Origin of the sequence: Psychroflexus sediminis (assembly GCF_900099815.1) — a bacterium.
Taxonomy (GTDB): Bacteria; Bacteroidota; Bacteroidia; order Flavobacteriales; family Flavobacteriaceae; genus Psychroflexus; species Psychroflexus sediminis.
Window position 1 is genome coordinate 53,962 of record NZ_FNCW01000012.1, and the last position, 23,688, is coordinate 77,649.

Consider the following 23,688-nt stretch of genomic DNA (forward strand, 5'->3'; position numbering starts at 1 on the left):
ATCCTTTCGCTTATAAGTTATTAAAATAATGATAGAGTGCTATAAATACAAAACCCATTGGAATAACAACGGCATAGGCTGTAGTGAATTTACGAATGAATCTGGACGTGCCGCTTTTGTATCCGCCTAAACCTTCCTGATATTTGTTTTTTGTTCCCAGAGACTGAAAGGAAGAAGCGAAGCCGTGTAGTAAATGTAACATCAGGAAGATAAAAGAGAAGGCATATAGACCCGTTCTGATGGGATCTCCTGTAAATTTTGCAATGGTTTCATCGTAATATCTGGTGGGATCATCTGGGTGAGACTCTACATATTTATGAATCATTTCCGGAATCCAGAAGTCATAAAAATGTAAACCTAAAAAAGCCAATACCACGATTCCGGATATAATCATATTTCTGGACATCCATGTGGAGTTGGCTGCCCCGTTAAACTTGTCATACTTTATTTTTCTAGCCTTGTTATTCTTAATTTCAAGTACAAACCCCATAACGAAGTGAAAAACGACACCTGCAATTAAGATGGGCTGAAGTATGGCCTGCACCACAAAATTGTTCCCCATAAAATGGGAGATTTCGTTGAAAGTGGAAGGGCTAACTACCGAGGTGAAATTGATTGTAAAGTGTTGAAGTAAAAAAAGAACCAAAAAAAGTCCCGAAAGAGCCATAGCAAATTTCCTTGCTAGTGTTGATTTATTTATTCCAGCCATTATTCTGTGTTTGATTTTGTGCAAAAATACGCTACATAGCACTCTGAAACAAATGAAGTCAAGTATTTACGTATAATTTAGAATAGTTTTAAAGCCTTTTGAACCTAAATCACGAAAACCTTGTCGTGAAATCAGGATCTCTTAAATTTATTCCACCTCTTATTATTCCTTTACGAATTTTATTAAAGTCCATTTTATACCTTTGAAAAAACTATTTTATGCGTTACGAGCCTATATCCAAAGAATTATTTATACAGAACAGAAAGAATTTTATGAGTCAGATGCTGCCGGGTAGTCTGGCTGTGTTTAACTCTAACGATATTTATCCCATAGGTGCGGACAGCACGATTCCTTTTCAGCAGGATAGAAATATTTATTACTTATCTGGTGTGGATCAGGAAGATAGTATTTTGGTTTTATTTCCGGAAGCACCAGACCCTAAGCATCGCGAAATTTTGTTTCTGACCGAAACCAATCCGCATATCGCGGTCTGGGAAGGAGAGAAACTCAATAAAGACCGAGCTCTGGAAACTTCAGGGATCACAACCGTCTACTGGAAGCAGGACTTTGAAAAAGTCTTTAACGAGTTGATGGCTCAAAGCCATACCGTTTATATGAATACCAACGAACACTACAGGGCAGCTCACGCCACTCAAACGCGAGAAGATCGTTTTAACAAATGGTTAAAAGAAAATTACCCTGCTCACCAGGTCGCCAAAAGCAATCCGATTTTACAGCGACTGCGATCGGTTAAGCATCCCCTGGAACTGGAAGTCATGCAGAAAGCCTGTAACATTACCGAAAAAGGCTTCAGAAGAATTTTAGAATTTACAAAACCCGGCAAGTGGGAATATGAGCTGGAAGCTGAGTTTATGCATGAATTTCTGAGGAATAAATCCCGTGGTTTCGCCTACACGCCCATCATTGCGGGGGGTAAGAATGCCACGGTGCTTCACTATATAGAAAACAAAGAACAACTGAAAGCCGGAGACTTAATCTTAATTGATGTGGGTGCAGAATACGCCAATTATTCCAGTGATATGACGCGTACCATTCCCGTGTCCGGAAAATACACAGACCGGCAAAAGCAGGTGTATACGGCAGTCAACAAGGTTAAAAACCTGGCTACCGATATGCTGGTGCCCGGAACCATTTGGAAAGAGTTTCATGTGGAGGTCGGTAAGTTGATGACCTCCGAATTGCTGGATTTAAAACTTCTGGACAAAGCCGATGTTCAAAATGAAAACCCGGACTGGCCGGCTTATAAAAAATATTTTATGCACGGGACCTCGCATAATATTGGCCTCGACACTCACGATTATGGCCTGTTGCACGAGCCGATGAAAGCCAATCAGGTGTTTACCGTAGAGCCGGGCATTTATCTGCCAGAGGAAAACATGGGCATTCGTCTGGAAGACGATGTGGTGATTCAGGACAAAGGAAGTCCGAAAAACCTGATGGCCAACATTCCTATCGAGATGGAAGAAATCGAGGACCTGATGAATTCCTAATAATTTTAAATTCTGAATTCAAAATTCAAAATTTTCTTTTGAATAGATGACCTTCACCTACAAGCAAACCAAAATTCACTACACCGCATCGGGAAAGGGTGAATCTGTCATTCTGCTGCATGGATTTTTAGAGAATTCTTCGATGTGGAAACCACTTCAGAAGGAACTTTCCAAAACACATGCTGTTTACGCCTTAGATTTGCCCGGTCACGGCAGGACCGAAGCCATTGGGTATATCCATAGCATGGAGGACTATGCGGCCCTGGTTTTAGCTTTTGCAGAGGATCAACAGCTGAAAAGCTTTAGCCTGATAGGCCACTCCATGGGAGGCTATGTGGCCTTAGCTTTAGCTGAATTACAACCAGAAAAAATTAAAAAGCTCATCCTTTTAAATTCCAGTCCTCTACCCGATTCTGAAACCAAGCAACAGGAAAGAAATCGAGCCATCACGATGATTCAGAAGTATCCTGAAGCTTTTATACGTATGGCGGTAAAGCATTTGTTCCTGCCAAAAGATCAAAAACGATTGTCTTCGGAAATTGACACAGCCATATCGGAAGCTAAGCAATGTTCCCAACAGGGAATTATCAATACGCTGAAAGGCATGCGAGATCGAAAAGACAGAACTGAAGTTTTGAAAAAAATGAGCGATAAGAGCCTTATCCTTCTGGGAAAAGAAGATAAAGTCATCGACTTCGAAAAGACGAAATACCTGGCAAAAGAGGCGGGTGTTGAACTGAAAATTTTGCCTGGGGGTCATATGTCATACATAGAGCATCCGGATTTGCTGCTGAAGACTGTTCAGGAGTTTTTAGTCGGTGAGTCTTTGAGGTATTAGGGAGTAGGGAATAGTATGTGAGTTTAATTCAAAATTCTGTGTTCGAAATTCAATATTTAGAAATTGATTTGCAGATGATTAAATACAAAATTTGAAATAGCAATTTTGAAATTTGAAATTCTTTATTCAGTATTCAGGAGTTTTTGAGTCGGTGAGTTGTTGAGGTTGTAGGGAATAGGCTTTAGGGAAGTAGGAAATAGTAAGAAAGTTTAATTCAAAATTCGGTGTTCTGTATTCGACATTCAGTATTCAGGAGTTTTTGAGTTGGTGAGTCTTTGAGGTATTAGGGAGTAGGAAATAGTATGTGAGTTTAATTCAAAATTCTGAGTTCTATATTCACTATTTAGAAGTTGATTAAATACAAAATTTGAAATAGCAATTTTGAATTTTGAAATTCTTTATTCATTATTTTTATGAACTGCTGAGACGCAGAGTTTGCAAAGATTTTGAAGAATGGAGAAGCGAGCCCGAGTAAATAATTCCCCCCTGGGGGGCTAGGGGGCTTTTGCTCCCCTCCCTGGGAGGGGCTGGGGGAGAATTTTACAAATCGCTACCCGTCAACTTGCGGTAAGTTCTCAGCGCATTGCTATCGGTAAGCGAGGCGACAAACGAGCATACGTCGATGAGCCAGTCTTCGAGTTTACTTTCAGAAAAATCAAAATCCTTAAGGAAGTTTTTCAGAATCAGCTTGTCAAAATTGGAGGCGTTCCCCGCGTGCTGATGTTCCACCGCCGTGGTAAAATCATCCAGAATCTTAGTCAGGATTGTATATCCGGCAATTTCTTTATCCAGCACTTCCTGACTCTGGTAAATATTTTTGATACTGATGTTGATGATGTCTTCAATCTGAACCTTATAGGTTGACTTGTCCAGCAGTGCCTGATGATAATCCCCCTTTAAAATGGCATCCTCGTTTTCCATAAACAGGGAAATCGCATCTTCAATGAGAGCTCCAATGGCTAGGGATCGCAGATAGCTTATCCGGTTTTTGGTGGTCGACAGCTTAGAATACTTTTCGGTATTGATGCTTTTATTGACGATTTTAGACAGGTATTCCAGAACATAGTCTTCCTGGATCAAGCCCAGATTAATTCCGTCCTCAAAATCGATGATGGTGTAGCAAATGTCATCGGCCGCCTCTACCAAAAAGGCAAGCGGGTGTCTTTTGTAACGCACCTCATTGCCGTCAGCATTTCTCTCGAGACCGAGTTCTTCGGCCACATCCTGAAACTTCTCTTGCTGCTGATTAAAAAAGCCAAACTTTTTATCGGCAACCTGCTTTGTGGGTTTGTGAGGAAGCGAGGCTTTGGGATATTTGGTAAACGCTCCCAAAGTAGCATAAGATAATCTCAGGCCACCAGGTGAGCCGTAATTATCGTTGGTGAGCAGTTTAAAACCATTGGCGTTCCCTTCAAACCTGGAAAGGTCCTGATACACGACTTCGGGGAGTTGATTTTTGAATCGCTTTCCGTTGCCGAATTTGAAATAATCCCCGATGGCGCGTTCACCGCTATGGCCAAAGGGAGGATTGCCAATATCGTGGGCTAAAGCTGCCGCAGCTACAATGGCACCGAAATCATTGAAATGATGCCCATGCGTTCCCTTCAGCTGTGGATGTTTTTCCAGTACTTTTTTACCGACCAGGCGACCCAGTGATCTTCCAACTACCGAAACCTCCAGACTATGGGTGAGTCGGGTATGCACAAAATCGGTTTTGGAAAGTGGAATCACCTGAGTTTTATCCTGTAAGCTCCGAAATTCTGAAGAGAAAATCACCCGATCGTAATCGACTTCAAACCCCAGTCGGGTGTCGTCCTGTTCTTTACGTATGCGTTTGTTTTTATCGCCCTGGCGTTTCAGAGATAAGAGGGTTTCCCAAGTTGGCATGCTTTCAGTTTTAGGTCAAATGTAAGGAATTCTTGGACTAAGAGAGTAATGCCAGGCCCGGCAAATTTAGGAGTGTATTTCTATGCAGTTTGTAATAAGTTAATTCCAGACAATTCTTGTCCGATTTGATGAATTCCACTTAAAATCTTTTCGGTTTGTTTTGCTGAAGGTTTTTTGGTACCGGAGACATACTGAGAAAGTAAAGTAGGGTTCATTCCAATCTTTTCTGCTAAAAATTTTGCGTTTATCACCTTATAATATTTAAAAAACTGCTTAAAGTCAATTTCAAAACCAACAGATTTCGGCTCTATATCAAGGTTTTCTTCTTCAAAGTAAAATTCTATGGCTTCATAGGCCCTGTTTATTAATTCAGGAACAGATTGCCCGGTCGTAAAAATCGGATAATCCACAGCATATGCTGAAAAACCAGTATTGGTTTTCTCAACAGTCATTATTATTTTCTTATCAGTCATAATTTATAATTTGATTCCTGCATCTTTAAGAATTTTCTTTTCCAATCCTTTACCCATTTCCTGGCTTCCGTGATTTGGAAATATGATTATGCCCTTTTTCGTCTTGTGTCGCATTTTTACGTGAGACCCTTTTTGAGATACTGCATACCAACCATTTTCTGTCAATAGTTTGTAAAGCTTAGAGCATTTCATACAGTTAAACTTTAATCCACCGCCCAAAGGTAAACTTTAATTTACTTTTAAACAAGCGTTTTAATTTTCACAATGAATTTTAAGATTGAATACTAGTATGTTACCCGTCTAGAAATGTTAAAAACTGGTTTTTTAGTTATGTAACTGGAAATTTAGTTTACATTTGATTCAAATATTTTTTATCTCATGAAAAATTTAGAAAAACTAACCGCCAAAGAAGAAGAAATCATGGCGGTGCTCTGGAAGCTAAAAAAGGCTTTTGTAAAAGAAATTCTTGAAGAACTGGATGGAGAACAGCATTACAACACCATTTCTACTCTGGTGAGACTTCTGGAGGAGAAGGGTTTTGTGGCACATCAGGCCTTTGGAAAAAGTCATCAGTACTTTCCAGTCGTAGATAAGAAGAGCTATAGCGAAAAGATCATGGAACAGAATTCCTCTCGTTTTTTTGACGGATCTTATAAAAATATGGTCTCTTTTTTCGCCCAGCAGGATAAAATATCGGAGCAGGAACTGGAAGAAATTCTGGAACTCATTAAAAACAAAAGCTAATGGACTTACTCATCTATCTCGCCAAAGCTTCTTTACTTCTGACCCTCTTTTGGGTGGTGTATAAGGTCATTCTGGAAGCAGAAACCTACCACAGGTTCAAGCGCATCTATCTTCATGTCGGTTATGGTTTAAGCCTGATATTGCCCTTACTAAGCTATACCAAAATAGAAGTAATTACACTCAGTCCAGCTTTCCTGGCGCCATCTTCTTCGGAATTTGTCCCTGCTGAAATCAAACCCACTACTTCAGAATTAATATGGTCGTACATGACTGAACATGCTCTGCTTGAATTATTATACATCGGTATTTCCCTGGTGTTTCTGGTTCATTTACTTGTGAAATTCTTTAGGCTACTTAGCTTTTTGAAAGCTTCTAAAGCCTTTCAGACGGATGGCATTTTTCACGTTGAAAAAGCCATTCCTGAAGGTGCTTTTTCATTTCTGAATTATATCGTTTACGATCCCAAGCTGTATTCTGAAGCTGAACTGAAAATCATTCTGGCACACGAAAAAGCCCATGTCGCTCATAAACACAGCCTGGATATTTTATTGGCTCACCTGTATACATGTGCGTTTTGGTTCAATCCCTTTGCCTGGCTGTATCAGAAAAGTCTGGTCCTCAACCTGGAGTATGAAGCCGATGCTAAGGTGGTTGATAATACCACTAAGAAAGAGTATCAAATGACCTTATACAGCATTACTCAGCAACAGTTCAGATCTCAGTTACAACATTCCTTTCATCAATCCCCCATTAAAAAACGAATCGCTATGCTCAATAAAAACAAACACAATCAATCGTTCTGGAAACTGTTTATAGTCTCCCCCTTATTAGTTCTGTTCTTTCTTCTTTTCCAGGTGGAGACGAAAGCACAAATCAAGAATTCAATAACAACTACGGAAACCAAAGTCAATCGAATTGAAATCACATACGATGAAAACACCACCAAAGAAGAACTGGAATCTGATATTGAATTCCTAAAAGAAGAGTTTGATATCGATATGCAGTATTCTAACGCAAGCTTCGGCGCCAATGGCCAGCTCAAAAGCCTCGCTTTGGAAGTCAATTCCAACGATGGCTTTAAGGGCTCGGTAGCTTCCCCGGATGTCGCCTCAATGCCCGTTTATTTTTATAGAGATTATACCGAAGGAGTTAAAACACCATTTGGAGTAGGGGTTAGAGAAAAATCAAAAGCTGATTTCAAAACTGATTTTAATACTTTAAAAGATGCTGAAAACTTCGTCATAAATGGTAAGCAGATAGACAAAGAAGAGCTTGTAAAAACTTACATCCCCGTAGAAACTTACAGTTATGATAAAAGCTCCAAAACACTGAGCATAACTACTAAATCTGAATTTTCGAAACCTTACTTTTCAAAAATATCTGCTATCACAGAAGAACTTGTTGTTAAGTTTGGAAAAAACATTACTGAGAAGATGACTTTTATTAATATATCATCAGACCATGAGCCTGTTTTAATAACATTAGATAAGTTTGAAATTTCAGAAAATAAAGAAACTCCACTTGAAGATAATGAGGCAAAAGAAAAACCTGAAGATTCAAAAAGAGATTATAAAAATGCTGAAAACTTTGTAATCAATGGTAAGAAGATAGATAAAGTAAAGCTTGTTGAAAACTATATTCCTGTAGAAGATTACAGCTACGAGGCTAACTCTAAAACTTTATCAATCAAGAATTCATCAGCATTTTCAGAGCCTTATTATTCACAATTCTTAGATTTAATGAATGACATTAAAGGTAATCGTGCTGATAACTTTTTGAAGGGATTAACCTACTTCAAATTGACCTCAGATTATAAGGTAGTTACTATGAAAGTCACTGATGTTAAAACTTCAGAAACACCAAATGATGCTTTAATTGATAAAAACATTTCCCTTTCGAATGGAGCGGGAAAAACAGAAAGGAAATTTTTAGATTTCAACAGCAAATACCAAAATCAGGATATGGTGATGTTTGTGGATGGGGTTAAGGTTGAAAAAGGTAAAACCGCCAATATTGATACAGACCAGATAGAATCTGTAGAAATCCTCAAATCCCCAGAAGAGCTTAAAGCCGAGGGTTATAACTCAAATTTTGTTAAAGGTGTTATTAAAATCACCACCAAAAAAGAAAGTTCATCAAACGCATCCAAAAATAAAGGTTCTAAAGAAGTCAATAAACTCGCTCTAAAGAATTCTGAATCTGCCATTTATATGCTAGACGGGAAAGTAATAGACATAAAAAAAATAAATAAGGTAATGCCTAAAGATATTAAGTCTGTAGATGTTGTAAAATCAGCTAAAGAAATTAAAAATGCGGGTTACGATCCAAAAAAGGTGGATAGGCTGATAAAAATCAAAACAAAGAAAGGCAACGATATCAATGCTTCTCAATATGCAAACTCAAATGAGCTTTACAACTCAGCTCTGAGCCGAAATAACAATACTATAATTTATAAAGTTGACGGGAAAGAAGTTGATGAGAAAAAATTCTACAAACTTGAACCTGAGCAAATTCAATCCATGGAAGTTGTAAAATCTCCCTATGATTTAAAAAAAGCGGGTTATGATACAAAAAAGATTGACGGTCTAATTTTAATTACCACCAAAAAAAGTAAGTCTAAGAAAACAGATAAGATAAAAAACAGATAAGCATTCACTTTTATATAATGATATATGTTGTATTTGCTTTAGCATCAGGCATTTCGGCTTTGCTCAAAACAGTGTGGGTTTCGATGTAGTTGGTTCTCAATAGAGTTTATCTTGATGTATTGAAAGGCTCGACTTTACACAAAGCAATTTGAAATTAAATAGACACCCAAAATATAAATACTCCGATGGTTTTACCTCGTAGTATTTAAGCCGAAAATCAGCCAACAAAAAACCCCCGGTAAATCTTGATTTACCGGGGGTTTTGTAATTAACTACAATTCTTAATTAAGATCCGCACATCAGGCAATCATCGCCTTCAGATTCTTTGGACTGTTTGATCAGGGCTTTGAGTTCTTCCGGACTCAAGGATGAATCATCAGAAATCTTTACCTGCTGGCTTTGGGCTTCCTGATAGGTCTTGGCCGCTTTTTCGGCCACCTGACTTGGAACCTGCTTTTCTTTCTTTTCGTTTTTCAGGGTAAACTTAATTGCATCTACAGCTGACTTGGTTCTCAGGTAATACATGCCTGTCTTAAGTCCGCTTTTCCAGGCGTAGAAGTGCATTGAAGTCAGTTTAGCGAAGGTAGCGCCTTCCATAAACAGGTTCAGCGACTGAGACTGATCGATAAAGTAACCTCTGTGTCTGGACATGTCGATGATGTCTTTCATGGACAGTTCCCAGACCGTTTTGTAGAGTTCCTTGATGTCATCTGGAATTATGTCGATGTTCTGCACAGAACCATTGGCTCTCATGATGGCATCCTTCACATCATCATTCCATAAACCAAGACTTACCAGGTCTTTCAGTAAGTGTTTGTTCACAACGATGAACTCTCCGGAAAGGACACGTCTGGTATAAATATTAGACGTATATGGCTCAAAAGCTTCGTTGTTCCCTAAAATTTGAGAAGTAGAAGCCGTTGGCATAGGCGCCATCAATAAAGAGTTACGCACACCGTGCTCCATAACTTTTTCTCTGAGTTTGCTCCAGTCCCAGCGACCGCTTAAGTCTTTATCTTTCAATCCCCACAGGTTATACTGGAATTCTCCTTTGCTGATTGGTGAGCCTTCATAAGAAGAATACGGGCCTTCCGCTTTTGCCATTTCCATAGACGATTCTACAGCGGCAAAATATAAGGTTTCGAAAATATCCTGGTTGAGTTTTTTAGCTTCATCGGAAGTAAACGGCATTCTCAACATGATAAAGGCATCGGCCAGTCCCTGGATACCCAGACCCACAGGTCTGTGTCTCATATTGGAATTTTCAGCCTCTTTTACAGGGTAGTAATTTCTGTCAATGACTTTGTTGAGGTTTCTGATGACCTGCTTGGTGATTTTGTAAAGCTCCTTATGATCGAAACTGTCGTTCTTTACAAACATCGGTAAAGCAATGGATGCCAGATTACAGACGGCGATTTCATCCGGACTGGTGTACTCCATGATTTCAGTACACAGGTTGGAAGATCTTATCGTTCCTAAGTTCTTCTGATTCGACTTGCGGTTAGCGGAGTCTTTGTACAGCATATAAGGCGTTCCCGTTTCAATTTGAGATTCCAGGATTTTCTCCCAAAGCTCTCTCGCCTTGATGGTTTTACGGCCTTTGTTTTCACTTTCGTATTTCAGGTACAATTCATCAAACTCGTCCCCGTGAACATTGTAAAGGTCCGGGCATTCGTTTGGACACATCAGGGTCCAGGTAGAATTTTCTTCCACACGTTTCATGAACAAATCCGGAATCCACATGGCATAGAACAGGTCACGTGCTCTCATTTCTTCAGCCCCGTGATTTTTCTTCAGATCCAGGAAGCTAAAGATATCAGCATGCCAGGGTTCCACATACATCGCGAAAGATCCTTTTCGTTTCCCGCCTCCCTGGTCCACGTATCTGGCGGTGTCGTTAAATACTTTCAGCATAGGAACGATCCCATTGGAAGTTCCGTTGGTTCCGGCAATGTAAGAGCCGGTAGCCCTGATGTTATGGATAGATAAACCAATACCTCCGGCAGACTGTGAGATCTTAGCCGTTTGTTTTAAGGTGTCGTAAATCCCATCAATACTATCGTCTTTCATGGTCAATAAGAAACAGGATGACATCTGCGGTTTTGGTGTACCCGCATTAAATAAAGTTGGGGTAGCGTGCGTAAAGTATTTTTTGGACATCAGTTCGTAGGTCTCCATAGCAGACTCCAGGTCATCGCCGTGAATACCGATGGATACACGCATCAACATATGCTGTGGACGTTCTGCGATTTTACCGTTTATTTTCAACAAATAAGAACGCTCCAACGTCTTAAATCCGAAATAATCATAGTTGAAATCTCTGCTATAAATGATTCTGGAATCGATTTCATCTTTGTTCTCGTTGATGATTTTGTAAACCTCATCATCGATAAGCGGTGATTTTGTATTATTACGCGGGTTGACGTATTCGTAAAGGTCGGTCATTACCTCACTAAACGTCTTTTTGGTGTTTTTATGAAGATTGGATACCGAAATCCGGGCCGCAAGATGGGCATAATCCGGATGGCTTACCGTCATCGTAGCCGCGATTTCCGCCGCTAAATTATCGAGTTCGCTGGTGGTCACGCCATCATAAAGACCTTCTATCACACGCATCGCTACTTTTGGAGGTTCCACAAGGGGATTGAGTCCGTAGCATAGTTTTCTGATTCGTGCTGTAATTTTGTCGAACATTACAGGCTCTTTTTGACCATTTCTTTTGATGACGTGCATAATGATATGAGTTTATTGTGTTTCTGTTGCTTCTGTTGTTGCCAGGTTTCTATAGCGACTTTAGTGACAATAGCGACTATAGTTTCCATAGCTACCATAGTATCGTTTATGTTGTTTCTATAGCTTCTATAGCTTCTATAGCTTCTATTGCTGCTATAGTGACTATAGTAACCATAGTTTCCATAGCATCCATAGCTAACCATAGTATCCCTAACTTCAAAATTTCTTATTACTTTTTTCTACAGTTTGTAAAAAATTATTAATCTTTATTCCTAATCTCTGAAGGCGCTCATGAAGGTTTTCATAAAGCCCTCGATCTTTTAATGAGTCTGTTTCGTAAAGAATTTCAAGATGATCTATCGTTTCATCATTGGAGGATAACGCATAAATTATAAATCGCATATAATCATTAGTATAACGTCTTCTTCCATATCCTTCTACAATATTTGACCTTACAGATTTCATGGACCTTCGAATTTGACTTGCTTCTTCATACATTTCAAATCTTGGTAACTGCATGGTCATCTTGTGAACCTCTATAGTTAAATCTCGAGCTAACTGCCATATTTCAAGTTTACGATAGCTCATAGACTCTGTAATTTATAGTGTAACTATTGCTTCTATTGTTCCTATAGCTTCTATAGTGACCATAGCTGCCATAGTATCGCTTCTACGGCTCCTATTGTCTCTATTGCTTCTATTGTTCCTATAGCTTCTATAGTGACTATAGTTTCCATAGCTACCATAGCTACCATAGATTCACTTAGAAATCAGCGTCGAAGCTAATTTTACTGTCTTCTTCTTTGTTTTTGTTCATGACTCCGGCTTTTTGGTATTCGCCAACACGCTTCTCGAAGAAGTTGGTTTTACCCTGAAGTGAAATCATATCCATAAAATCAAAAGGATTGGCCGTGCCATATTCCTTATCACAACCTAATTCAAACAGAAGTCTGTCTGTGACGAACTCAAGATACTGAGTCATCAGGTTGGAATTCATACCGATCAAACTTACAGGAAGGGATTCGGTTACAAATTCTCTTTCAATAGTAAGTGCATCCACGAGGATCTCTCTGATGCGTTCTTTTGGAACCTGGTTCATCAGGTGCTCATTATGTAAGTGTACGGCAAAGTCGCAGTGAACACCTTCATCTCTTGAAATCAGCTCGTTTGAAAAGGTAAGGCCTGGCATCAAGCCACGTTTTTTCAGCCAGAATATGGAACAGAAAGCTCCGGAGAAAAAGATACCTTCCACAGCAGCAAAAGCGATCAGGCGTTCAGCAAAAGAATCAGATTCGATCCATTTCAGAGCCCAGTCTGCTTTTTTCTTTATTGCAGGGAAGTTTTCAATAGCTTTAAACAATTGATCTTTTTCCTTGTCATCGTCAACGTAGGTATCGATCAATAGCGAATAGGTTTCAGAATGGATGTTTTCCATCATGATCTGGAAACCGTAGAAAAATTTAGCCTCTGTATACTGTACTTCGTTGACGAAGTTTTCGGCCAGATTTTCATTTACGATTCCATCGGATGCAGCAAAAAAGGCAAGGATATGTTTTATAAAATACTGCTCATCTTCACTCAGTTTATTTTTCCAGTCGGAAAGATCCTGGTGTAAGTCAATTTCTTCAGCGGTCCAGAAACTAGCCTCACACTTTTTATACCATTCCCATATATCGTGGTGTTTGATAGGAAAAAGTACGAATCTGTTTTCGTTTTCTTCTAAAATAGGTTCTGTATGCGCCATAGGATAATGATTTTGAGAGGATTAATATTACTGATCGCGGCTAACAAATATGAAAATAAATCACAGAAAAAAACCTTGATTTTGACGAAAGTTATCCACAAAGTTATCCACAATTCTTCTTAATGCAGACCGGATAAGCCCTTCGTGATTTTATTAATTTTAATTTTATGACTTGTTGAATTTTAATCCAAAGATCAAGATAATCAGAAGTGCTAAGAATTTATTTCGTTTGCTCTTTGTTCCAATTCTGAGTACCAGTTTTCGCCAAATTTTCTAATTAAAGCATTCTTAGTAAATTTATAAACGGGCATTTTTAGACTTTTTCCCAGGTCGCAGGCATCGCTGCAAATATCCCAGCGATCGTAATTCACCGCCTGTAATTCTGAAAGCTTTTGAACCCGAATGGGGTAGAGTTCACAGGAAACGGGTTTTTTGAAGTCGATGTCTCCCGCGCGGTAAGCAGATTCAATGCCGCAAAGGGCCGTTCCATTTTCAGTAAAGTTGACGTAAGCACATTCTTTGCCTTCGACCAGGGGCGTTTCAGGCTCATTAAAATCGGAGAGAATGTGGGTGCCCTGCGCCTCTATGGCTTGTATGCCTTCAGGGCGCAGGTAAGGTTTTACTTTGGGATAAATCGTTTTTAAGATTTCGAGTTCATGCTCATCCAGGGGAGCACCAGCATCTCCTGCTACACAACATTCTCCTTTACAGGCCGACAGATTGCAGGCAAATTCAGTATCGATTATGGATTCAGAGATAAGGGTTTTATCTATTTTAATCATACTGCAAAGTTAGCGAAATATTACATGAGAACAGGGAAACGGAGGGCAATTCAATCTCCCGAATTTCGCAAGCTTAATTTAACATAAATTTGATATGCGCAGCATTTTATTCGCTGGTAAATCGATGAAGCAGAACTACTTTTGCAAACGATTTAAGACTGATATTATGTTCGATTTTAAGCAAATTTTTACGGCCGGAATGATTCTTTTTGCAGTTATTGACATTGTGGGAAGCATACCTATAATTGTTGACTTACGAAAAAAAGTAGGCCATATCCAAAGTGAAAAGGCCTCTATTGTAGCCTGCATTTTAATGATTGCTTTTCTGTTTGTAGGAGAAACAATCCTTAATCTCATTGGGATAGACGTGAACTCCTTTGCTGTGGCAGGGGCGTTCATTATTTTCTTTTTAGCTATTGAAATGATTTTAGGCGTCCAGCTTTATAAAGATGACGCACCAGAAACGGCCGCTATTGTGCCACTCGCCTTTCCGCTTATCGCAGGTGCAGGGACGATGACTTCTATTTTGTCCCTGAAGTCTGAATTTGACACCCCCAATATTATTGTGGCGATTATTCTGAATGTGATTGTCGTTTATGCCGTCTTAAAGTCTTCTAAAAAGATTGAAAAACTTTTCGGAAAACAGGGAATTTCTGTGATACGGAAGATATTTGGTGTAATTTTGTTAGCCATTGCGGTGAAGTTGTTCGCCACAAATATTCAGAGTTTATTCAATTAAAGATTATGAAGTATTTTATTTATTTCCTCATGCTTTCGGCAGTCGGCCTTATGATTTTCAGCGGGACTCTAGTGAATCCGGATGATTTGGTAGGAGATAAAAAGAGTTTCACCGGTGTTCTTGGAATATTGGTATGTCTGTGCATCATCATTCTGCTTTTTATCCTTCTGTTATCCAGAAAGCTAAAGCAAAAGTACGAGGAGTAGTTTTTGAGTCTTTGGGGGTGAGTTGTGGGTATACAATTTTGACCAGTTGACCAGTCTTTGCTCTATTTTCTTTTCTCTTTTTTCCTGAATACTTTTTATAGAACATAGAATTTTAAATTTAGTACTCCACCACCTAATTCTTCCAAGACTACTCAATAACTCACGGACTCAGAACCCATCTCTATTCCTCAACCTTCACTTCCATTCTATTGTCTCCAGAATTCGTATCAATTAACTTATTGTAGGGATCAAAACCTGCTTCATCAGGCAGTTCATCGACAATGATGGTGAATTCATTTTGAATGTCAGAAATCAAATGCTTTTTCAGATAAAGCACATTCTCCTTTTGCATTCCATTTTCTGATTCTTTTTTCTTTCCAAAAACGCCAACTTCAATATAATCTTTCAGAGGCAGGGATTCTAAGGTTTTTTCCCCCTCTTCAGTGTCTACACTCAGGCTTTCACCCAGGCTATTGCTGAACTCTTTTTCTCCTTTTTCTGTAGATCGATATTTTAGAACATCCGCCTTAAAAGTGACTTCATAGCGTCCATCTTCAAGTGCCTTATAGGTCGCTTCAGAAACAGAATTATCATATAACGTAATGGTCTCGAACATATCTTTGATCAGATACTGCAGTGAATCCGGGGTGTTTTCTTTCAACAGACCAACAAACTCAACTGAAGTGGTATAAGGCGGCTCCTGAAAGGCCACCTCATCTATATACGAAGCTAAAATGGCATTCATTTTTTCTTCACCCAGATAATCACTCATGGCATACAGCACGAGCGACCCTTTGTTGTAGTGAATGTACTGTTGATTTTCATTGTACATCAGCGGCAGTTCTTTTTGGCTTTCGAAACGGCGACCTCTTAAGTATTTATCTAAAGCGTCTTTCAGAAAAACTCGCATTTGCTGAGCCCCATATTCTTTTTCCAAGACCTTTAGCGAACTGTATTCAGACATGCTTTCAGAAAGGAGAGTGGCACCGCGAACATTAGCGCCAATCACCTGATGCGCCCACCATTGATGCGCCACCTCATGAGAAGTCACACTAAACGGATAATCCACGCTTTCGTTGTCTTTATCATCGACTTTAGCGATAAAGCCAATCGCTTCAGAATAAGGAACCGTGTTGGCAAAGGATTGTGCAAATGAGCCCGAGGTGAGCGGAAATTCAAGAATACGCAGTTGATTGAACTGGTAAGGACTGAAATTTTCAGAATAGTAGTCCAGCGCTTTTTTGGTAGCATTTACCATTCTTTCAATATTGTAATCGTGGGGCTTATGGTATAACACCTGGATGTCGACATCATTCCACTGGTCTTCATAGACTTCATATGCTGCGGAATTGAAGGCGTAAAAGTTCAATATTTTCTTATCCATCTTATAGTGAAAATACCTTCTGTCCCCTTCCATCCACTCGTCCTGAAGATAGCCGGGAGCTATCGCCATCTGATCTTTTGAGGTTGAAATCGTGGTTTCAAAATCTATCCAGTCGGCATCATCAGAAATATAGGTGTTTTTTAAAGCCGTTGAATCGTAAGGTGATTTCATACGTTCTTTTGGGTCCAGGCCATACTTTACTCGCGTCTTATTATTTTGGATTTCATAGCTTTCGTTATAACCGAAACCCGGAAAAATGCCATTATTAATAAAAGTTCCGTTGGTCCTTACAGGAGAATTCGAATTCAAAAGGGTGTTGGGTTTGTTTTGCATCTCAAAAGTGAACCTGACTTGCTCGCCAGGCAGCAAAGCGTCCTTAAATTTATAGATCTCCAAATCGTAAAGGGTGTCCTTTAAAACAGTTTCTCCCTTTTTTTCAAAAGCATAGGATTGTTGATACCCGTTTAAAGCGACAACTACAGAATCCATAGGCTTTGCTGTTTTGTTTTTCAGAATAAAAACTCCTTTTGCCCTAAAATCTCGTGTTTCAGGGAATAAATCCAGATCCACATTTACACTGGTGATTCTGGGTTGACTGAGCAGGTCCAGATACCCATATTTGTTTTCATAATCCACGCGAAGCTGCTCCCGCTCCTTACCTGAATAGTTTTCGTTCAGGATGTTGTCATTGTAATAAATCCACGACCCAAGGCTTATAAAAATAACCAGGCATACGGCAATGACCGAGGTGTAGACAGGGGTCATTTTTTCCTGAACGCGTTTGATGCGCTGCTTTGCCGAATAGTGAACGCCCCTTCTATAAAATAAAATAGCCAGGATATACAAGACCGCTGCCAGAGCAAACCAATAGATCCTATAGATGTAATACACCTTTAGTCCGGGACCGTAACCTGCCATATCAGAATAAGTGGCGCCTCCACCGGCATTGAATCTAAAGATGCTCTGCTCGATGCCAAACTGCGGAAAAAAGGAAAGCAAAATAAGAAAGGCAAGTAAGGATATAAATCCAACAATATGATTTTTGATGAGGGTATGGAAAAAGAACGCCATGACAGTCCAAGCGAGAACTCTTAAATAATCAATGGTAAAAAACTGAAACAGGTATAAATCTAATTCAAACTTGTAATAATCATTATACACCTGAACTCCCACGGCTAAAATCAAGGCCAGGATGTAAAAAGAAGCCTGCATTTTGAATACAGCTATGAACCTGGCTAAGAGAAACGACCAGTTGGGAAAAGTCGTGACATCTATGAGCTGTTTCATATGAGCTCCCTGTGCCCGGTTCATTAACATACCTACAATCAAAAATGTGATGATGATCATGAAACCGCTTACGGTTCCGGATGCGTTTTGCATCATTTCCCGTGTAACCGGGTAGGTTGAGGTGCCGTAAATAGGATTTCGAACGGCAAGCGTTATAAGCGTGATTATAAGGGTTACCAAAGCGAAAGAGATGAACACCCAGTTTTTAAAAATGTATCGGGCCTCAAAACGGCTGTGCTTCAAAGCGATTTTCAGCCAGTGTTTGAAAGTGTAAGCCTTAGTGGCTTCAGGCAGTTTGATTCGAATAAGGCTTCCAAAATTTCTTTTGACAACCCGCTCAGCTTTTCTTTTGAATAGCCTAAGCTGAATGGCCTGCTGATTGAATTTGAATTTAAAGAATACAAAAGCGAAAATCAAAATACTGATGGCTGCCCATAGCAAGCGGTTGTAAATGATATATCCCTTGAAGGGCAGATCATTGTTATTTCTGTCAAAAACGGTCCAGTATTCAGTTTCAAATCTCAAAGCCTGTGACCCCAGGGGATCGATAAGCGCCGCAAGGGTTTTATTATCGATATCTCCAGCCAGGCTTTGAGCAAAACTTTGGATGATAATCAAAGCCAGCACACTGATAAACCCGATAAAGATATTTCTGGAAAAAGCAACTACCGCAAAGACTACAGCGCCATACAGAAGCATATTCGGTATTACAAAAATCAAAAGCGGCTGTATGTAATTCCAAAGATTAAAGTCGGTAAAAAGCTCAGGATTTGTTCCCGGGGAAACAGTTCCCAAATAGACGCCTATGCAGATAAAGATGACGATGCCAATGACAATACACAAAGCGCTGATAAACTTCCCGAATAAATAACCAGATTTTGTAATGGGGTAGGCATACAGGACCTGGTGCATCTCATACTTAAAGTCTTTACTGATGGAGGCACCAATAATAGAGGGTAATAAAAAGTATATAAAAACGGATAAACCATTGATGAGATCGTTTAGAGCCAAGGCTGTGTTTTGATAAGTTGGAGACGTGGTTGTGACCGTAAAATTATCAAAGAGTCCGCCCGCGCTTGCCATCGTTATCAGTGCAAAAGCAAACATGATCACGGCGTAGATGTAGGTGATAGGAGTTCTTAACCAGGACTTGATCTCAAACGTGAAGATTTTTGAAAACATAGGACTTAAGATTGAGAGTTAATGGCTTCCGTTTCGTCTGCTTTCAAGTGAACAAAATACACATCGCTTAAGTCCGGCTGTACCTTTACAAATCCTTCACCGGGCTTAGCTTCGTCGTAAACACGTATATTCAAGGAGTTATCTTGATTATAGTTTGACGAAATCAGACTGAAACCGGTTTCATATTTCTCAATATCTTCGCGGTCTATCGTGAGACCCCAGATTTTATTCTCCAGATCCAGAACGGCATCTATAGGTTTTTTATGACAGAGTAATTTTCCGCCATTCAGTATAGCCATATCGGTACATAATTCTTTGACGTCATCCACAATGTGCGTCGATAAAATGACGATGTGGTTGGTGCCAATTTCTCTCAGAACATTCAGAAAACGATGGCGCTCTGCAGGATCCAGGCCAGCGGTTGGTTCATCTACAATGATGAGTTTAGGATCATTCAAAAGTAATTGTGCAATCCCAAATCTTTGCTTCATCCCCCCGGAATAGCCTGCCACATGCTTTGTTCGTACCTCATATAGGTTGGTAATCTCCAGAGCATAATCCACCATTTTTTTGCGCTCTGCTTTGCTGGAAAGCCCTTTCAATTCCGCAAAATAATGAAGCAGTTTTTCAGCGGAGAGTTTTGGATATACTCCAAAGGACTGCGGTAAATAGCCCAAAACTTTTCTGAGTTCCATCTTTTGATTCAGCACATCTATGTCGTCCAGAAAAATTTCTCCACGATCAGGTTGCTGTAAGGTCGCAATGGTTCGCATTAAAGTGGATTTCCCGGCACCATTTGGGCCGAGTAAGCCAAACATTCCAGAGTTGATTTCTATGGAGACCTCATCCAGGGCTTTTACACCATTTTTATAGGTTTTGGAAACATTGCGCAATTGAAGCTTATTCATGAGACTTGATTTTGGGAAATTACTATCTATTGGTAATAATTTCACAGAAATGTTACAAAATCAAATGTAATACATAGCATAAACTACAAATCTGAGTCTACGGACTCCCCTTCGTATTGCGTATCCTGAGTTCTGGCATCGTAGCCAATTTCGCGCAGATATTTTGAGAAAATATCGGTATACCCATGCGTGCATATCACTTTTTCGCATCCTGTAGCCTTTATGCTGTTGAGCAGGCCGTCCCAGTCGCAGTGATCGCTCATCACAAAACCTTTATCAATGGCTCTGCGCCTTCGAGCTCCCCGGAAGGTCATCCAGCCACTGGCTGAAGCAGTCACGTAAGGCACCATTTTACGAATCCATGTTCCTCCATGGGCGCTGGGCGGGGCAAGCACCAGATTTCCGTTCAGTTCTTTCTTGGTGGTATCTTTGGTGATGCGAATGGTTTCGGGAAAATCGGCCATTTCTCTTAAGACTTCGGTCATATTTTCGATAGCCCCATGGGTGTAGATTTTTCCGATGTCTGGGTTGAGGTGTTTCAACAGGCGCTGTGCCTTACCAAGAGAATAGCCAAATAAAACGGAAGTTCTCCCCTCGGCTTTATTTTCTCTCCACCATTGGTTGATGTCATTCATCACTTCAGCCTGAGGCTTCCATTTGAAAGCAGGCAAACCAAAGGTGCATTCCGTAATAAAGGTGTCGCATTGTACAGGTTCAAAAGGAATGCAAACGCCATCAGCCTCATCTTTATAATCACCAGTAAACACCCAGACTTCGCCTTTATGCTCTACGCGAATTTGTGAACTTCCTATGACATGTCCTGCAGGATGAAGGCTGAATTTTACATTATTGATGGTAAAGGATTCGCCGTAAGCTTTTCCCTCCACATCAATCTCTCCCAGCCTGTGTTTCATGATGGGAATATTGTCGTGATGCGTGATGTATTTTTTGTTTCCCCAGCGAGAATGATCGGCATGACCATGAGAAATGATGGCTTTGTCCACCTTTCGCCAAGGGTCCAAATATACGTCTGCAGCAGCGCAGTAAATTCCATTTGGATTGAAGGCTAGTAAAGGTTCTTTCATAGGGGAAGAGGTCTGTTTTTACTCTATAACTGTGATTTCACCACCGAGTTTTACTTTTTGGCTTAAGGTATCAGGATTACCATAAATCATAATAGTTCCACCGGCATTTACACTTGCATTACAGGTTTCAGTAGCGTATACAAGAGCCTCCCCTCCAAAATTAAGGCTAACCTCTGTGATTTCCGTTTTCAATTCTTTACCATCAAAAGAAGCTCCGGTTTTCACTTCTATATTCGATGTGTTGGCAGAACCAATCAAACTAATACTTGCTCCGGTAACAGATCTGACAGTTAAATAATCAACTTGCAGTTCACCGCCGATATAGCTGCCTTCAGAAGCAATAAGATTAAGATTTTCCTGCCTTACAGGTGAAATAAATTCAACTTCAGAGCCCGCTCTTGATTTTAATTCTTCAACTTTTTTGGCATAGACAGTGACCAGAATTTCAGTTTCAGAAAAAATCTGACCAACAGGCAAGCTAAGCTGTAATTCGTCTTGTTCGATTTCAATAGAGACTTCATCGCGTTCAGATCCTTTGACTTCAATTTTGTTCTCTTCCGAGTTGGTTACAATTTCCACAAAAAGTCCTGTAGACACTTTAACGGAAGAAAAATCTTTCCCGGGCATAACAGTTTTAACCTGAGCTACGACTGAAGTGGAGGCTAATAATAACAGGCAGGCAATAATATTGATTTTGAATGTCATGGGTTTTGATTTTGGTTGGAACTCAAAAATACTAGAATATCACTTAGAACGGCATTAAATTTTACCCAAAACTTGAACATAGGTATTTTTAAGGTTTCAGTATATTTGGACCAGATTTATATGGCATGAAACTTCCTGAAGGCAAAAAAATTTATTTTTCCAGTGATAATCATTTGGGTGCTCCAACCCATTCTCAAAGTTTAGAGCGCGAGAAGATATTCATCTCCTGGCTAGATGATATTAAAACAGATGCGCATGCCATTTTTCTTCTTGGCGACTTGTTTGACTTCTGGTTTGAATACAGGGAAGTTGTGCCGAAGGGTTTTGTAAGAACCCTGGGTAAACTTGCTGAGCTTAGAGACTCTGGAATCGAGATTTATTATTTTGTAGGGAATCACGATCTGTGGATGAAGGATTATTTCAAGGAAGAGCTTAACATCCCCGTATTTCATAACCCACAGGTTTTTGAAATCAATTCTAAGCGATTTTTTTTAGGCCATGGCGATGGATTAGGTCCTGGAGACACAGGATATAAACGCATGAAAAAAGTCTTCGTTCATCCCGTTTCCAAATGGTTTTTTAAATGGCTGCATCCAGATCTTGGCGTGAGATTGGCCAGACATCTTTCTGTAAAAAACAAACTGATTTCCGGAGATGAGGATGCTAAATTTTTAGGCGAGGAAAACGAATGGCTCGCACAATATGCCAAGCGGAAGCTGGAGACCGAGCATTATGATTATTTTGTTTTTGGCCACAGGCATTTACCGATGGAAATTCAAGTTGGAGAACACGCCAGATATATTAATCTGGGCGACTGGATTGCACATTATACCTATGGAGTCTTTGATGGTGAGGAGTTTTTTTTGGAGAAACACAATAAAAAACCCTGAATACTAAGTAAACAGGGTTAAGTCTATCGGTTCGATCTAAATTTATTTAATAGATTTAGATTCGCTTTTTGTTTCGTCAGTTTCATCTTCCTTAGAAGCATCTTTAAATTCCTTGATACCACTTCCCAAACCTCTCATCAATTCTGGTATTTTCTTTCCACCAAATAATAGAAGAATTGCAATACCAATGATAACCCATTGCCATGGACCTACCATTCCCATTATTACATTAAGTGTATTCATAACTTTAAATTTGCTACAAAATTAGTGATAAAAATCGAAATCAAAGGTTTATGAAACTAAAACCTACATAAATTAACTTTATTCTATCTTTGTACGAGTTATAATTCTATGGAATCACCTAAAAAAGACAAGCGAAAAATTAAGCAAAAGTTGCTTCATAAGTACCGGTTGGTGATCTTAAATGAAGATACATTTGAGGAAAGGTTATCTTTTCAGCTCTCAAAACTTAACGTGATTATTTTATCAACGATTTCAGCTTTACTACTGGTCTCTGGAACTGCGCTTTTGATTGCGTTTACGCCCATTAGAGAATATATCCCCGGCTATTCATCAACAGCTTTAAAGAACAAAGCTACCCGGCTTACCCTTAAAGTGGATTCTTTGACAGCGGTAGTCAATCAAAATTCAACTTATTTTCGCTCCATAAGAAATGTACTTTCCGGGAAAGTGGATTCACTGGATATAGAACAAGTCTATTCTAACGAGAAAACAACTCCTGTAGATGTTGATACTGTAAATTTATCAGCTTCGCAGCAGGATTCCATTTTAAGAGCCAAAGTAGAACAAGAAGATAAATACAGCTTATTGGAAAGGGCTACTTTCAATACGAATTTCACCTTGTTTCCCCCGGTTTCGGGTAGCATTTCGGAAGTCTATAATGCTGAAGAAAAGCATTATGCCATAGACATCGTTACAGAAAAGAACGAGCCTGTAAAAGCCACACTAGATGGTACTGTGATCTTTGCGGAATGGACAGTAGAAACAGGTTATGTGATTATAATAGAACATAATTTTGGACTGATTTCCGTTTATAAACATAATGCCTCTTTGTTAAAAAGTCAAGGAGACTTGGTGACCGCTGGAGAAGCCATAGCTGTGGTTGGCGATACGGGGGAGTTTTCCTATGGTCCCCATTTACATTTTGAACTCTGGGTAGATGGATACCCTGTAAACCCCTCAGATTATATAAATTTCGAATAGCTATCAGAT

21 protein-coding genes are annotated in these 23,688 nt (G+C 39.6%); 8 read left to right on the forward strand and 13 right to left on the reverse strand.

From position 1 onward, the window contains the following. Positions 1 to 10: 10 nt before the first annotated feature. The gene (locus BLP81_RS11415) at positions 11 to 709 is read right to left on the reverse strand and encodes a succinate dehydrogenase cytochrome b subunit (protein ID WP_093368858.1); all 699 of its coding nucleotides are present in this window, start codon (positions 707 to 709) and stop codon (positions 11 to 13) included. A 218-nt stretch (positions 710 to 927) separates the two neighbouring features. Between BLP81_RS11415 and BLP81_RS11420 the strand changes: the two genes are divergently transcribed. Both BLP81_RS11420 and BLP81_RS11425 read left to right on the forward strand, forming a co-directional pair. Then, the gene (locus BLP81_RS11420; RefSeq protein WP_093368861.1) at positions 928 to 2,220 is read left to right on the forward strand and encodes an aminopeptidase P family protein; all 1,293 of its coding nucleotides are present in this window, start codon (positions 928 to 930) and stop codon (positions 2,218 to 2,220) included. Positions 2,221 to 2,266: 46 nt separating this feature from the next. Then, positions 2,267 to 3,058, forward strand: a complete 792-nt coding sequence (locus tag BLP81_RS11425) for an alpha/beta fold hydrolase (RefSeq protein WP_093368866.1) — start codon at positions 2,267 to 2,269, stop codon at positions 3,056 to 3,058. A gap of 540 nt (positions 3,059 to 3,598) precedes the next feature. Here the strand turns inward: BLP81_RS11425 and dgt are convergent. The 3 genes from dgt to BLP81_RS11440 form a co-directional block, all read right to left on the reverse strand. Further along, complete coding sequence (gene dgt / locus BLP81_RS11430) at positions 3,599 to 4,945, reverse strand: dGTP triphosphohydrolase (protein WP_093368871.1); 1,347 nt, start codon at positions 4,943 to 4,945, stop codon at positions 3,599 to 3,601. 80 nt (positions 4,946 to 5,025) lie between these two features. Then, the gene (locus BLP81_RS11435; RefSeq protein WP_176752714.1) at positions 5,026 to 5,418 is read right to left on the reverse strand and encodes a helix-turn-helix domain-containing protein; all 393 of its coding nucleotides are present in this window, start codon (positions 5,416 to 5,418) and stop codon (positions 5,026 to 5,028) included. A gap of 3 nt (positions 5,419 to 5,421) precedes the next feature. Next, the gene (locus BLP81_RS11440; RefSeq protein ID WP_093368880.1) at positions 5,422 to 5,610 is read right to left on the reverse strand and encodes a type II toxin-antitoxin system HicA family toxin; all 189 of its coding nucleotides are present in this window, start codon (positions 5,608 to 5,610) and stop codon (positions 5,422 to 5,424) included. Between the two features lie 186 nt (positions 5,611 to 5,796). On the opposite strand from BLP81_RS11440, the gene BLP81_RS11445 reads away from it, so the two are divergent. Together BLP81_RS11445 and BLP81_RS11450 are read left to right on the forward strand one after the other, a co-directional pair. Then, complete coding sequence (locus BLP81_RS11445) at positions 5,797 to 6,162, forward strand: BlaI/MecI/CopY family transcriptional regulator (RefSeq protein ID WP_093368885.1); 366 nt, start codon at positions 5,797 to 5,799, stop codon at positions 6,160 to 6,162. Beyond that, positions 6,162 to 8,810, forward strand: coding sequence for a M56 family metallopeptidase (locus BLP81_RS11450; protein ID WP_093368889.1), 2,649 nt, complete (start codon positions 6,162 to 6,164; stop codon positions 8,808 to 8,810). The genes BLP81_RS11445 and BLP81_RS11450 overlap by 1 nt, the downstream gene beginning before the upstream one ends. Positions 8,811 to 9,095: 285 nt before the next feature. On the opposite strand, the gene BLP81_RS11455 is transcribed toward BLP81_RS11450, so the two are convergent. The 4 genes from BLP81_RS11455 to BLP81_RS11470 all read right to left on the reverse strand — a co-directional run bounded on the left by BLP81_RS11455 (position 9,096) and on the right by BLP81_RS11470 (position 14,069). After that, entirely contained in the window at positions 9,096 to 11,543 is a 2,448-nt protein-coding gene (locus BLP81_RS11455) for a ribonucleoside-diphosphate reductase subunit alpha (protein WP_093368895.1), read from the reverse strand. A 216-nt stretch (positions 11,544 to 11,759) separates the two neighbouring features. Further along, complete coding sequence (locus BLP81_RS11460; RefSeq protein WP_093368899.1) at positions 11,760 to 12,131, reverse strand: four helix bundle protein; 372 nt, start codon at positions 12,129 to 12,131, stop codon at positions 11,760 to 11,762. Between the two features lie 175 nt (positions 12,132 to 12,306). After that, a complete protein-coding gene (locus BLP81_RS11465) occupies positions 12,307 to 13,287 on the reverse strand; it encodes a ribonucleotide-diphosphate reductase subunit beta (protein WP_093368904.1) in 981 nt (326 codons plus the stop codon). A 212-nt stretch (positions 13,288 to 13,499) separates the two neighbouring features. Continuing rightward, complete coding sequence (locus BLP81_RS11470) at positions 13,500 to 14,069, reverse strand: DUF3109 family protein (protein ID WP_093368908.1); 570 nt, start codon at positions 14,067 to 14,069, stop codon at positions 13,500 to 13,502. A 166-nt stretch (positions 14,070 to 14,235) separates the two neighbouring features. On the opposite strand from BLP81_RS11470, the gene BLP81_RS11475 reads away from it, so the two are divergent. Together BLP81_RS11475 and BLP81_RS11480 are read left to right on the forward strand one after the other, a co-directional pair. Further along, positions 14,236 to 14,808, forward strand: a complete 573-nt coding sequence (locus tag BLP81_RS11475) for a MarC family protein (RefSeq protein WP_093368913.1) — start codon at positions 14,236 to 14,238, stop codon at positions 14,806 to 14,808. Positions 14,809 to 14,813: 5 nt separating this feature from the next. Beyond that, complete coding sequence (locus BLP81_RS11480) at positions 14,814 to 15,014, forward strand: hypothetical protein (protein WP_093368917.1); 201 nt, start codon at positions 14,814 to 14,816, stop codon at positions 15,012 to 15,014. Between the two features lie 181 nt (positions 15,015 to 15,195). Here BLP81_RS11480 and BLP81_RS11485 read toward each other — a convergent pair whose 3' ends face one another. The 4 genes from BLP81_RS11485 to BLP81_RS11500 form a co-directional block, all read right to left on the reverse strand. Beyond that, entirely contained in the window at positions 15,196 to 18,867 is a 3,672-nt protein-coding gene (locus tag BLP81_RS11485; RefSeq protein ID WP_093368921.1) for a M1 family aminopeptidase, read from the reverse strand. Positions 18,868 to 18,872: 5 nt separating this feature from the next. Then, complete coding sequence (locus BLP81_RS11490) at positions 18,873 to 19,775, reverse strand: ABC transporter ATP-binding protein (protein WP_093368927.1); 903 nt, start codon at positions 19,773 to 19,775, stop codon at positions 18,873 to 18,875. 83 nt (positions 19,776 to 19,858) lie between these two features. Then, positions 19,859 to 20,860 (reverse strand): ligase-associated DNA damage response exonuclease, encoded by a 1,002-nt coding sequence (locus tag BLP81_RS11495; protein ID WP_093368931.1) that lies wholly within the window; start codon positions 20,858 to 20,860, stop codon positions 19,859 to 19,861. 18 nt (positions 20,861 to 20,878) lie between these two features. Further along, the gene (locus tag BLP81_RS11500; protein ID WP_093368936.1) at positions 20,879 to 21,565 is read right to left on the reverse strand and encodes a head GIN domain-containing protein; all 687 of its coding nucleotides are present in this window, start codon (positions 21,563 to 21,565) and stop codon (positions 20,879 to 20,881) included. Between the two features lie 125 nt (positions 21,566 to 21,690). On the opposite strand from BLP81_RS11500, the gene BLP81_RS11505 reads away from it, so the two are divergent. After that, positions 21,691 to 22,455, forward strand: a complete 765-nt coding sequence (locus BLP81_RS11505) for a UDP-2,3-diacylglucosamine diphosphatase (protein WP_093368940.1) — start codon at positions 21,691 to 21,693, stop codon at positions 22,453 to 22,455. Between the two features lie 42 nt (positions 22,456 to 22,497). On the opposite strand, the gene BLP81_RS11510 is transcribed toward BLP81_RS11505, so the two are convergent. Further along, the gene (locus BLP81_RS11510; protein WP_093368945.1) at positions 22,498 to 22,698 is read right to left on the reverse strand and encodes a Sec-independent protein translocase subunit TatA/TatB; all 201 of its coding nucleotides are present in this window, start codon (positions 22,696 to 22,698) and stop codon (positions 22,498 to 22,500) included. Between the two features lie 108 nt (positions 22,699 to 22,806). Between BLP81_RS11510 and BLP81_RS11515 the strand changes: the two genes are divergently transcribed. Further along, a complete protein-coding gene (locus tag BLP81_RS11515; RefSeq protein WP_093368951.1) occupies positions 22,807 to 23,679 on the forward strand; it encodes a M23 family metallopeptidase in 873 nt (290 codons plus the stop codon). Positions 23,680 to 23,688: the final 9 nt, after the last annotated feature.